A 12,403-nucleotide genomic window follows, 5' to 3' on the forward strand; every position below is an offset into this window, starting at 1 on the left:
AAAACCGTCAACCTATTTTAGGACGGCACACGCCTTATGCGGCACGGGCCAACATGGCAGCTTCGTGATCAAGCAGCCATTTCTTGCGATCAAGCCCGCCGGCATAGCCGGTCAAGGTGCCGTTTGATCCAATCACGCGATGACACGGCACAATGATCGAAACCGGATTCAGTGCATTGGCACGGGCCACGGCACGCACCGCATTTGGCTTTCCAAGCTGAACCGCAAGCCCGGCATAGGAAACACTTTTGCCATTGGGAATGTTGATCAGGGCATCCCAGACGGATTTCTGAAAATCGGTACCAATCATCGTGATCGCCGCCATCGGAAGATCACCTACGACACCAGCGAAATAACCATCGAGCCAATTAGTGATGGCTTTCGGTGCAGAACCGCCTTCGATCCAGTCGAGTTTTTTGAAACGCCGTGTCTGGATGGTTTTAAGACGATCATCGTTGTCTTCGAAATCAAGATGCACAAGTTTTCCGTCGACCGATGATAATGAAAGCATCCCGATCGGGCTGGCGTAACGAACGACGTTGATTGTGGTTGTCATCATCCTTCTCCTTCCAATGCGGACCAAAGATATTGCGCGGCATAGGCCCGCCAGGGCCGCCAGTTTTCAGACAGGCTATCAAGTGCCTTGGCCTTGTCGGGCCCGCCGCCCATGCCTGATGCCTTCAGGATACCAAGGTCGGCGGCGGGAAAGGCATCCGGGTCACCAAGCCCGCGCAGACCGAAATAATTCAACGTCCAAGGACCGATCCCCTTGATCGCCGTCATGTCGGCAATCAGGGCATCGCCCGGTTTCTGATCGCAGGCGGGATCGGCAAACAAATCGATGACATCGGCCAATGTTTGGGCCCGTCTGGTTGTCAACCCGATGGAAATCAGTTCCTGATCGACAAGCATTGCAGCATCAGGGAACAGATGCGTCACACCCGTGTCTGCAACCAGATCATCAGGCAATGTTGTGCCAAACCGTGCCACAATCCGCCCCGCCAAGGTACGGGCCGCAGCAACCGAAACCTGTTGTCCAAGCACGGCGCGCATGGCCAGTTCAAACCGGTCCCAGCATCCCGGCACACGCAATCCCGGACGCTTTTCAATCAGCGGCGCAAGCAGCACATCCTCGGCAAACTGTGCGGTAATGGATGGCACGTCGGCATCAAGATCGAACAGACGCCGAACCCGCGCCCCGATTTCAAGGACAGCTTCGCGGGCCGGACCGCGCAGGATCACATCCACCCCGCTTTGATCCGGGCTGAAATGACAGATCATCAAACCGACGCCATCGCCCATCCGAAAACCACGGGCATAGATGCGGTCACGTACCGTTTCCAATCCCGGAATGGCGCGCGCCCGGAAGAATGCCAAAAGATATTCGGCATCAAACGGCTGTCTGGCCCGCAATCGCAAGATCAGATCATCATTGCGCGGCGCAAACGGGTCATCCGATCCGTCATTGGCTGGGGTTTTCAATTTTACACCGCGGCGAAAGGCCGTCGGCGCCTGCCCATAGGCCTGCTTCATCGCATCATTGAACCGCCGCAAACTGCCAAAACCGGCAATATCGGCAATTTCAATCATGGTCAGATTGCTATCAACAATCAGTTGGCGCGCCCGCAAAAGGCGTCTGGCCTTGGCGTGTTCTTGGGGCGTTACACCGGTATGTTCCTTAAAGATGCGGCGCAAATGCCGGTCCCCGACCCCAAGCCGATCCGCCAGATCGGCAATCGATCCGGTTTCAAGTGCACCCTGATCTATCAGACGTACGGCACGGGCCACGGTTGCATGAACGCCGGCACTGGCCGGACTTCCGGGGGCGGCTTCGGGGCGACAGCGCAGGCACGGGCGGAACCCGTGGGCGATTGCCGCCTCGGCACTGGGATAAAATTCCACATTGGCACGCTTTGGCGTGACTGCGGGGCATATCGGGCGACAGAAAATTCCGGTGGTCAGAACCGCGGTGTAAAACCGCCCGTCAAACCGACGGTCCCGGGTTTTGAGTGCCTGATAGCATATATCGTTATTGAGCTGTTCCATGCCCGGCAGTTTATCAGAACTGGTGATCAAAACTCGCCAGATTCGGACTCAGACGTAAAACCGAAGGAATTGCTTAGTTCAGGGGGATGTCGTTATCGGACTTGCCGTCCTGATATTGCGCCGAAAGGCGATCATATTCATCCGAGATTGCCTTGGCCCGTGCCACATACCCTGCCCGGTCATTTTCCGACAGTTCGGCCACCATGCCCATCATCGAATGACTGTCCCAGAATGCGTTGGACTTGTTGTATTCCCCGTCTGCAAGTGTGAAGACCTCTTTCATGATTTTCAGATCATGGGGAATGGCAAAGGCATCACGGGAATCTTCGTACGAGAAGAAATAATAGAAATTGTCAAAACCGGCCCAGGTGATGGCCGAGAGGCACATCGAACAAGGTTCATGGGTCGACAGGAAAATAAGCTCTGATGTCGCCGGGCGTTGATTGGCCGGGATTTCATAGAACCGCTTAAGACAATGGACCTCGCCATGCCATAGCGGGTTTTCGGTTTCGTTGTTGGTTTCGGCAATCACCAGCGACAAATCGGATTTGCGCAGGATCGCCGCCCCGAAAAGCTTGTTACCATCCGAAACACCCGCACGTGTTTTGGGCAGGATATCGTTTTCAAGAACCGAAAAAAGACGTTCGAGGATATTCTGATTTGCCGTGGCGTCAGACATGATGGAGGCCCCTGATGAAATGCATTTTATGTTTGCATCATTTCACCGTGCCGGGGCCGCCATGCCAACCTGTTTTTCAACGAAACAGCGTAAAGTGCCGCTTAACAATCAAATGCCACGCAGAATCCCGTCACTATCAGGCATCTGACGGTTTTCCGGGGCAACCGGAATATAGAAGTCCCGGTTCAAAAGGGTCGTGACCGAAATCAGGGTCGGAGATTTGGTATCACGCACCTTGGTGATCAGGGCATGATCGACCGGTGCCATCTGACGGATTTTGACAACCTCGAAAACCGGGCCGTTCGGAGTTGCGAGTTTGAACTGGTCGCCGACTGCGACCGGACCAAGAGAGTGCTGGACCATTTGGGACTTCACCTGACAAAAGATGTTTGCTCTGAGCCAGCCCGCCTTTGACCAGTCATCGTCTGGCGCTTTGTTATTGCTTGGCGGGTCTTGCATGGCCACACCATGGCAAAGCTATTCGGCAATTGTGTGACAGAAATGGGATTTTTGGGGGCAAACCGCCTTTTTCACCGGTTTCGTGGCGATGGCATTTTCAGGAAAACAAAGTCCAAAATCAAAACACCCCGCCGAAAAAACAGCGGGGTGCTTTATATTTCAACCGGTTATCGTCAACCGATCAATCGATGTCTTCGACCTCGCCAGCCGATCCGGTGACTTTGGCGGCAAGGGCCGCTGCCATAAAGGCATCAAGATCGCCGTTCAGCACGCCCTGGGTATCGGACGTTTCGGTGCCGGTACGCAGATCCTTGATCATCTGATAAGGCTGCAGGACATAGGAACGGATCTGATGGCCCCAACCGATATCGGTTTTGCTGTCTTCAACCGCCTGTGCCTCGGCTTCGCGTTTCTGAAGTTCGGCTTCATACAAACGCGCTTTGAGCATCTTCATCGCCGTGTCGCGGTTTTTATGCTGCGAACGGTCGTTCTGACACTGGGCAACAATGCCGGTCGGAATGTGGGTAATACGAACCGCCGAATCTGTACGGTTAACGTGCTGACCACCGGCACCCGATGCACGATAGGTATCGACACGAAGGTCCTTATCAAGGATTTCAATCTCGATATTGTCGTCAATCACCGGATAGACCCAAACCGACGAGAAGCTGGTATGGCGACGTGCAGAACTGTCATAGGGCGAAATACGCACCAGACGATGCACCCCCACTTCGTTCTTCAGCCAGCCATAGGCATTGAGACCCGAAATCTTGTAGGTCACCGATTTGATACCGGCTTCCTCGCCATCACTTTCTTCGAGCATCTCAAGCTTGTAACCCTTGGACTCTGCCCAACGGTAATACATGCGCGCCATCATCGATGCCCAATCCTGTGCCTCGGTACCACCGGCACCGGCATGGATTTCAAGATAGGCGTCGTTGGCGTCTGCTTCGCCAGAAAGCAGGCTTTCAAGTTCGCGTTGTGCGGCAATCTCGCGGATCGCACGCAGGCCTTCTTCGGCCTCGGCAACCGTTTCCGCATCGTCCTCGGCTTCGCCAAGTTCGATCAGACCGATATTGTCTTCAAGCTCCTGGGCGAGCTTTTTATAGCCATTGATGGCATCATCAAGCTGGGTACGTTCACGCATGACTTTCTGCGCATTGGCGGCGTTGTCCCAAAGAGTCGGGTCTTCGGCCAGTGCGTTCAGTTCGTCCAGGCGTCTAAGAGCGTTATCCCAGTCAAAGATGCCTCCTCAGCAGTGCCATCGACTGCTTGATTTCATCGACCAATGCCTGTGCTTCAGCGCGCATTGATGTCTCCGTTATTCATCTGAAATTTGTTTGGCCACATATAAAAGCGGCAACTTCGGCGCCGCTTATAACAGTTTTTGTCCGGCTTGAAACCCCTGCAACCATGCAAAAACCCGGCAAGGTTTCCCCGCCGGGTTTTGCATCGGTTGATTTCGGGTCAAACCGGTACTTAGTAAATGCCGCCCGGTCCGGAAACCGCACCACCATTACCGCCGTCCGAACCACCAAATCCGTTATAACCACCATCAATGACATTGTCGTTTGATGCCGGAATGGTCCCGGGTTTGAAGGCCTCCCAGATCACGTCCTGATCACCCGGACGGGCAGGAATGCCGGTACGTGATTCAACACGGACCATGCGAATACCCGGCGGGGTACGGAACGGAATGGCTTTGGTGCCTTCAAGCGCACCGCGCATGAATTCCTTCCAGATCGGGGCTGCGGCACTGGCACCCTGTTCCTTGTCACCAAGAGACCGGTTGTCATCAAAGCCAACATAAACACCGACAGCAAGGTCAGGCGAGAAGCCGACAAACCAGGCATCACGTGAATCGTTGGTCGTACCGGTTTTACCCGCCAGCGGATAACCAAGTTCGGCAATCGTACGGCCCGTACCGCGCGACACCACACCTTCCATGATATGGACCATCTGGAAGGCACTGGCCGGATCGGTCAGTTGTTCACGGGTATCAGGAAGATCAGGCGGCATCTGATTACGGAAGGCAACATTCTGACATTGTGCGCATTCGCGTTCGTCGCGACGGTAAATCACATTACCGCGACGGTCCTGAATACGGTCAATCAGGGTCGGGGTGATTTTCTTGCCGCCATTGACCAGCTCGGCATAGGCCGCAGTCAAACGCATCACAGTCGTTTCTGCCGCACCAAGTGACATCGACAGAACTTCGGGCAGATCATCAACAATGCCAAACCGTTCGGCATATTCGGCAACCGTCGGCATACCGATGGTTTGCGCCAGTCGAACGGTCATCAGGTTACGGGATTTTTCAATGCCCAGACGCATGGTCGACGGGCCATAGAAGTTACCGCTGTAGTTACCCGGCTTCCATTTTCCAAGTCCCGGCCCCTGATCAATCACGAACGGCGCATCCAGAACAAGGGTCGACGGCGTAAAGCCCTGATCAAGGGCGGCCAGATACACAAACGGCTTAAACGCCGAACCCGGCTGACGACGGGCCTGTGTCGCGCGGTTGAATTTCGAAAGTGCGTGGGAAAAACCACCCGTCATCGCAAGAACGCGACCGGTATGCGGGTCCATCGCAACCAGGCCGCCATTGGCGTTAGGGATCTGACGCAGGCCATAGGTGTTTGGCGGAAGCTTTTCGCCATCAAGTTCGGCAAAGTGCTTTACATAGACGACATCACCGACCGTCAAAACATCAGACGGCTTGTTCACGACCGGGCCAAGGGTCTGACCTTTTTGCCAGGGTCGCGCCCATGTCAGGAAGCGCAGCGGAATACGCCCCTGCTCGCCCGATTGCAGGCCAAGGGTTGCTTCCTTGGCATCGGTGCCAAGGACCACCGCCAAGTCCCACGGAATGTCACTTGGCTTTTCGACTTCGCGAAGTTTCTGCTGCCAGTCGCCACTCATATCAATCTGGGTAACCGGCCCGCGCCAGCCATGACGACGGTCATAGGCCACCAAACCGTCAAACAATGCCTTATCCGCAACCGACTGCATGCGCGGATCAACGGTCGAACGCACCGAAAGACCACCGTCGTAAAGCATGCCCTCGCCGTAACGATCAACAAGTTGACGACGGACTTCCTCGGCGAAGAAATCGGCCTGATAGGTATCAACAGATTCACGGGTCTTGCTGACCAGTGGGGACGCCCACGCGGTCTGTGCTTCGGCCTCGGTAATGTATTTTTCTTCCAGCATCCGGCCAATGACCCAGTTACGACGGGCTTTGGCTTCGTCATGGTTGCGAACCGGATGGTAGTTTGACGGGGCCTTTGGCAAGGCGGCAAGATAAGCCGCTTCTTCGACATTCAGCTCATCAAGCGATTTGTCAAAATAGCGAAGCGACGCCGCAGCAACACCATAAGCACCACTGCCAAGGTAAATTTCGTTCAGATACAGTTCCAGAATGTGATCCTTGGAGAACGCGCGTTCGATGCGGAAGGACAGAATTGCTTCCTTGATCTTGCGCTCATAGGACACTTCACTGGTCAAAAGGAAGTTCTTGGCGACCTGCTGGGTGATGGTCGATGCACCGACCGGACGACGCCCGGTGCCAAGATTGATCACGTTGGTCACAGCGGCGCGCAAGACCGACGCGAAATCGATCCCCGGATGCGAGTAGAAGTTTTTGTCCTCGGCCGCGACAAATGCATCAATCACCTTGTGCGGGACAGCGGTAATCGGAACAAAAACACGTTTCTCGCGCGCATATTCTGCAATCAGCGCACCATCAGAGGCATGAACACGTGTCATGACCTCCGGCTCATAATTTTCAAGCTGGGTGTAGTCAGGCAGGCCCTGACCGAAATGCCAGAAGATCGCCAGAACGCCGATCCCGCCAGCAATCCCCATCAAAAACAGAAAGCCGAAAATACTTAGTAAAATGCGCATATAAGCAGGTCTTTTTTCGATTTGTTACCTGAACCGATGACCGCGCATATTCATGCACTATCATCGTAATTGCAATGTCCCAGCAGATTATCCGTCCGATCCGGACAGCCAACCGTACATATTCGAACTATAGCGGCAAAAAAGTGACAAGGTTGTGACGCCCGGCACGCCAAGCTGATTTTTTATTCATACAGTACGAATATACGCGTTCCCGATGCCCGAACAAGAATGCGGGCATTCATGACCTGTCTAATCTGTGGCTTAGAATTTGTGCTTCTCGAAATAGATATCAATTGCCCGAAGCACGGCCTCGGCAATCTTTTTACGATGTGCTGCACTTTGCAAAAGCTTGGCGTCGGCGGCGTTGGAAAGATATCCCATTTCAAACAGGGCTGACGGGATATCCGGCGCCTTAAGCACTGCAAAACCGGCAAACCGGTGGGTTCTGCGTTGAAGCTCGATACTGTCAGACAATTGACTGACCATGTTGGCCGCAAGGGTGGCCGACAGGTTCATGGTTTCACGCTGGGCCAGATCGATCAGAATGCTTTGCACCAACGAGTTTTCATCTGAAAGATCAATACCGGCAATGACGTCGGCCTTGTTTTCCTTGGATGCAAGTGCTGCGGCCTCTTTGTCCGATGCATTTTCAGACAGAGTGTAAACAGAACCGCCGCGATGTTTCGGATTGCCAATGGAATCCGCATGCAACGAGATAAACAGGTCCGCCCCGTTTTTACGCGCGATTTCGACACGTTGCCGCAGCTTCAGGAACACATCCTTGTCACGCGTCAGCAACACGCGATAGCGCCCGGAAGCCGTCAAAGTATCGGCAAGCTGACGGGCCGCCGCCAAGGTCAGGTCTTTTTCATAGACATTGCCAACGCCAATCGCGCCCGGATCAACACCGCCATGGCCTGCATCGATTGCAATCAACGGTTTTTCGTCCCCGCCCCGACCGGACTTAACACCGACATCAACACTTTGTTCGGTTGCACTGGTGTCGTTACGGCTACGTGCAGAATAGGCCGCCATGCTGTCGCGTGATGCGTCAAGGAATGCCTGTCTTTGTGCCGGTTTCAAATCGACGACCAGACGGTTGGGCTTTCCTTCCGATGATGGCAGGGCAAAAATCTTGGAAACCAGTGACGGTTCGGCAACGTCAAGAACCACACGGAATGTACCGGGTTTAAACAGGCCATAGCGCAAACCGGAAATAAGCCCGCCACCGGCAGTCACCTTGCCGGGAGGCGCACTCCAATCGATTTCGGGCAAGTCTATGATGATGCGATACGGATCAGGCAGCAGGAAATATGTAAAATCCACATCCCGGTCGAGATCGATCACAAAACGGGTATAATCAGGATAGACACCAAGCCGCGCACCAAGAACCTTGGCGGCCTGTGCGTTGGCGGTCGAAACTGCAAGATGGGCTGAAAACAGCAGCAAAAACAATATGGTCGCAAATTTCACGAGTTTTGGTAAACCCGGAAACGACGGTGCGGATCGCACTTCGGAATATGTGTTTGCATGCGATGAATTCATTTGTCGTGCTTGCGCCTGATGACCCTGTCAAAGGTAAGATAATCGCTTATAGCAATGCGTTGGTTAACGGGCAATTGACCAAAGAAAGAAGTTAGGTCGGCTCCTTATCAACCTGCTATCTTTGGCGACGATATGGCAAGTCGAGCAAAAGCTTTGCTTTTTCATACATTTGCCAACGATTAATCGCGGCAGGCGAAATATCCCGGAATTCTTCGCCTTTTGACAGACCAGTGTCAGAAAGTCGTCATATGGTGCAACAAAACTGTTTGTCGCAGGCGAATAAACCGGATATGTTGCACCCGAGATTCCTATGCTTTGTGGTATGAACCTATAACCCCACCAGGCTGAGGACGCGACTAGATCAGTTCTTACGGTCGGTGTCTCGGTGACGCGGCAATTCCCGCTCCCGATAGAGCCCTCCTGAAAAAGGCTGCCTTGGCGCGCTCGAAAATACGCAACCTATTTTGTTTCAACATCAAAACCAGGTCCGAACCGGAAGAGCAGCCGACACGCGATGAACCAGAGACATACAGGACATATCGCGACCCTCTTGGACGGCGCCTCCGGTCACGCCGGTTTGTTTGCATATCAGCGCAGCAATGCGCGTAGCATTGAACTGGCGGGACCTCCAGGAACAGGTTCCGAATGGTTAAACGCATGCTTATCGATGCAACGCACGCGGAAGAAAGCCGCGTCGTTGTTATTAATGGAAATCGCCTAGAAGAATACGACGTCGAAACATCGACCAAAAAGCAAATCAAGGGAAACATCTATCTCGCGAAAGTAACGCGAGTAGAACCGTCTTTGCAGGCGGCCTTTGTTGACTATGGCGGAAACCGCCATGGTTTCCTTGCCTTCAGCGAAATCCATTCCGACTACTATCAAATCCCGGTTGCCGACCGCGAAGCCCTGAGTCAGGGACATGCGCAGGTCAAGGACGCTGAAATTGTCGAAGACAATATTGGCGAAACCGACGACAGCCCGAAAAAAGAAAAGAAACAGACCCGGTCGCGTTCGCGCCGCAAACCGCGTGTGAAAGACAAGGATGAAACTGCTGATGCTGCCGACGCTGGCGCAGATGCGGTTGAGGCCGAAGTCATTGTCGATGCCCCAGCGGATACCGATGCTGTATCGGATGCTGCGCCTTCTTCCGAAGAAGAGGAAGCAAAGCCGCGCCGTCGCCGCCCCCGTAACCGTCGCAAGAAGTCCGATGATGTCGAAGCATCTTCGGATGATGCCGTTGTAGAAGAAAATTCTGACAGCGATGGCGACGATGCGCCGACCGGTGGCAACGCCGCGATGAGCGCAGAAGTCGCCGAACTGACCGTTGACGTCGATGCCGACGAAGACGAAGAAGGTGACGCAACTGACGCGACTGCGGATGCTGCTGGCGAAGAAGAAGAGATCGAAGATCTTGGCGGTGATGATGCCGACGAGTTCGTCGAATCTCACAGCCGTCAGCTTCAGAAACGCTATAAAATCCAGGAAGTCATCAAACGCCGCCAGATCATTCTGGTTCAGGTCGTCAAGGAAGAGCGCGGCAACAAGGGTGCTGCCCTTTCGACCTTCCTGTCGCTGGCCGGTCGTTATTGCGTTCTTATGCCCAACACCCCGCGTGGTGGCGGCATTTCGCGCAAGATCACCAACGCCAAGGACCGCAAGCGTCTGAAATCAATTCTGGCCGAGCTGGAGATTCCGGACGGCATGGCCGTGATCGTTCGTACCGCCGGTGCAGAACGAACCAAAGCCGAGATCAAACGCGACTTCGATTATCTGATGCGTCTGTGGGACCGTATCCGCGAAACCACCCTTCAGAGTCAGGCACCATGCCTGATTTACGAAGAAGCCGACCTGATCAAGCGTTCCATCCGTGACCTTTATGCACGTGATGTCGATGAAGTCCTGGTCGAGGGTGACGAAGGTTACCGCGTTGCCAAAGACTTCATGAAAATGTTGATGCCGTCACATGCCAAGCGCGTGCAGCCCTATAAGGATCAGGGCGTGCCGCTGTTCCACCGTTTCCAGGTGGAAAGCCAGCTTGATGCGATGCTCAACCCGGTCGTTCAGCTTAAATCCGGTGGCTATATCGTCATCAACCCGACCGAAGCACTGGTCGCGATTGACGTGAACTCCGGCCGCTCGACCCGTGAACGCAATATCGAAGAAACCGCTTACAAGACCAACCTTGAAGCCGCCGAAGAACTGGCACGCCAGCTTCGCCTGCGCGACCTTGCCGGTCTGATCGTTGTCGACTTTATCGACATGGAAGATCACCGCAATCAGGCATCGGTCGAACGCAAGCTGAAAGAAGCGATGCGCAATGACCGCGCCCGTCTTCAGATCGGCCGCATCAGCCCGTTTGGTCTGCTTGAAATGTCGCGTCAGCGCCTGCGTCCGTCGCTTGTTGAAAGCGCGTTCGAGGTTTGCTCGCATTGCCGTGGTGTCGGCCTTGTTCGTTCGATTGAAAGCGCAGCCCTGCATCTGCTGCGCGTAATCGAAGAAGAAGGCATGCGTCGTCGCTCCGGCGCACTGACCGTCCATGTCGCAAGTGAAGTCGCCCTTTACATCCTGAACCGTAAACGTGATTCGCTTGCCGAAATCGAACAGCGTTACGGCTTCACCGTGATGATCTTTGGCGATGACAGCCTGATTTCGCCGGATCACCGTATCGAGCGCACCCGCGCGAAAAAGGGTGACGAGATCGAGGAAGCCACACCGGTTCTCAATACCGACAGCGTTTCGCTGACCGCGATTGAAAGCCCGGTAGAAGCCGACGAAGAAGACGAAGAAACCGCCCGCAGCGATGATGACGATCAGGGCGGCAAACGCCGTCGCCGTCGCCGTCGTCGCCGTGGTCGCAATGATGACCGCGATGATCGTACCGAAACCGAACAGGAAGCATCCGACAACGATGCCGATGATGTTGACGGCGATGATCGCAACAGCCTTGACGATGATGACGAAGAAAGCCAGCGCAAGCGCCGCCGTCGCGGCAAGCGTGGTGGCCGTCGCCGTTCGCGTCGCCAGGACTTTGACGCCAACCGTACCCGTTCGCCCAACGATGATCCGGCCCTGACGGCAGCACGCCGTGACCGCGATCACGAAGCCCCGACCGGTTCGGAAGAAGACACCGTGATCGACGCCGAAAGCGAAGGTCAGGATGCCGACAGCTTTGATCAGGAAGGCGTTCGTACTGGCCGTTCGCGCAGCACCACCGCCCCGGCACCGGCCCGTCCGCGTCGTGATCGTAATGACAATCGCCGCAACCGCCGTGATCGCAACAGCCGTTCTGATCGCAACGAAGGTGGCAACGAGCGCGGCGATGTTAAAAACATCCCGATCCAGAGCGGTCCGGCACCCGAAGCAGCTGTTGAAAGCAAACCGGAAGTCGCAGCAGCGGCAACGGCAAGCACACCGGCAGAAGTAAGTGCCCCGGCACCGAAAGCTGAAGCACCAAAGGTCGAAGCCCCGAAGGTTGAAGCCCCGAAGGTTGAAGCCCCGGCTGAAAAACCGGCTGAACCGAAAGCCGAAGCACCGACACCGGCCCCTGAACCTGTTCAGGCCCCTGCCCCGGAAGCAGCCCCGGCTGCGGAACCGGCAAAGGACGAAAAGCCCAAGTCGAAAAAACGCGGCTGGTGGAGCCTTGGTCGTTAACACGATCGAAGTCATTGAAAGAAAAAGACCGCTGAAATTCAGCGGTCTTTTTTTGTTCAAACCTTTGAAGGTTTGAGCAATGATAACTGTCAGCGTTGACGGATCAGATAGGTC

At 54.8% G+C, this 12,403-nt stretch carries 8 protein-coding genes; 1 reads left to right on the top strand and 7 read right to left on the bottom strand.

The window, feature by feature from the left end; translation table 11 throughout:
• Positions 1-34 precede the first annotated feature (34 nt).
• The 7 genes from TH19_RS16435 to TH19_RS16465 all read right to left on the bottom strand — a co-directional run bounded on the left by TH19_RS16435 (position 35) and on the right by TH19_RS16465 (position 8,635).
• Positions 35-556: a methylated-DNA--[protein]-cysteine S-methyltransferase gene (locus tag TH19_RS16435; RefSeq protein WP_114103569.1), complete on the bottom strand. Its 522-nt coding sequence runs from the start codon at positions 554-556 to the stop codon at positions 35-37.
• On the bottom strand, positions 556-2,076 hold the full coding sequence (locus TH19_RS16440) for a DNA-3-methyladenine glycosylase 2 family protein (RefSeq protein ID WP_258548000.1): 1,521 nt from the start codon (positions 2,074-2,076) through the stop codon (positions 556-558). Before TH19_RS16440 ends, TH19_RS16435 begins: the two co-directional genes overlap by 1 nt.
• 43 nt (positions 2,077-2,119) lie before the next feature.
• Positions 2,120-2,725, bottom strand: coding sequence for a nucleoside deaminase (locus TH19_RS16445; protein WP_114103456.1), 606 nt, complete (start codon positions 2,723-2,725; stop codon positions 2,120-2,122).
• A gap of 108 nt (positions 2,726-2,833) precedes the next feature.
• Positions 2,834-3,088, bottom strand: a complete 255-nt coding sequence (locus TH19_RS16450; RefSeq protein WP_114103457.1) for a hypothetical protein — start codon at positions 3,086-3,088, stop codon at positions 2,834-2,836.
• A gap of 277 nt (positions 3,089-3,365) precedes the next feature.
• Positions 3,366-4,494, bottom strand: a protein-coding gene (gene prfB / locus TH19_RS16455) for a peptide chain release factor 2 (protein WP_114103458.1) whose coding sequence is annotated in 2 segments (ribosomal slippage) — positions 3,366-4,424 and positions 4,426-4,494 — 1,128 coding nt in all. Because the reading frame shifts where the segments join, the coding sequence is not laid out codon by codon here.
• 169 nt (positions 4,495-4,663) lie between these two features.
• On the bottom strand, positions 4,664-7,090 hold the full coding sequence (locus TH19_RS16460) for a penicillin-binding protein 1A (RefSeq protein ID WP_114103459.1): 2,427 nt from the start codon (positions 7,088-7,090) through the stop codon (positions 4,664-4,666).
• A gap of 261 nt (positions 7,091-7,351) precedes the next feature.
• Positions 7,352-8,635: an N-acetylmuramoyl-L-alanine amidase gene (locus tag TH19_RS16465; RefSeq protein WP_114103460.1), complete on the bottom strand. Its 1,284-nt coding sequence runs from the start codon at positions 8,633-8,635 to the stop codon at positions 7,352-7,354.
• A gap of 645 nt (positions 8,636-9,280) precedes the next feature.
• On the opposite strand from TH19_RS16465, the gene TH19_RS16470 reads away from it, so the two are divergent.
• Positions 9,281-12,289 carry an Rne/Rng family ribonuclease gene (locus tag TH19_RS16470; protein WP_114103461.1) on the top strand — a complete coding sequence of 1,003 codons (3,009 nt, stop codon included), beginning with the start codon at positions 9,281-9,283 and terminating at the stop codon, positions 12,287-12,289.
• Positions 12,290-12,403 lie beyond the last annotated feature (114 nt).

This window comes from Thalassospira profundimaris, assembly GCF_003326675.1.
Taxonomy (GTDB): domain Bacteria; phylum Pseudomonadota; class Alphaproteobacteria; order Rhodospirillales; family Thalassospiraceae; genus Thalassospira; species Thalassospira aquimaris.

Excerpts from the sequence above, each read along its gene's own strand:
- TH19_RS16460 (WP_114103459.1), bottom strand. The coding sequence starts at position 7,090 with ATGCGCATTTTACTAAGTATTTTCGGCTTTCTGTTTTTGATGGGGATT.
- TH19_RS16450 (WP_114103457.1), bottom strand. The coding sequence starts at position 3,088 with ATGGTCCAGCACTCTCTTGGTCCGGTCGCAGTCGGCGACCAGTTCAAA.
- TH19_RS16465 (WP_114103460.1), bottom strand. The coding sequence starts at position 8,635 with ATGAATTCATCGCATGCAAACACATATTCCGAAGTGCGATCCGCACCG.
- TH19_RS16470 (WP_114103461.1), top strand. The coding sequence starts at position 9,281 with ATGGTTAAACGCATGCTTATCGATGCAACGCACGCGGAAGAAAGCCGC.
- TH19_RS16435 (WP_114103569.1), bottom strand. The coding sequence starts at position 556 with ATGACAACCACAATCAACGTCGTTCGTTACGCCAGCCCGATCGGGATG.
- TH19_RS16445 (WP_114103456.1), bottom strand. The coding sequence starts at position 2,725 with ATGTCTGACGCCACGGCAAATCAGAATATCCTCGAACGTCTTTTTTCG.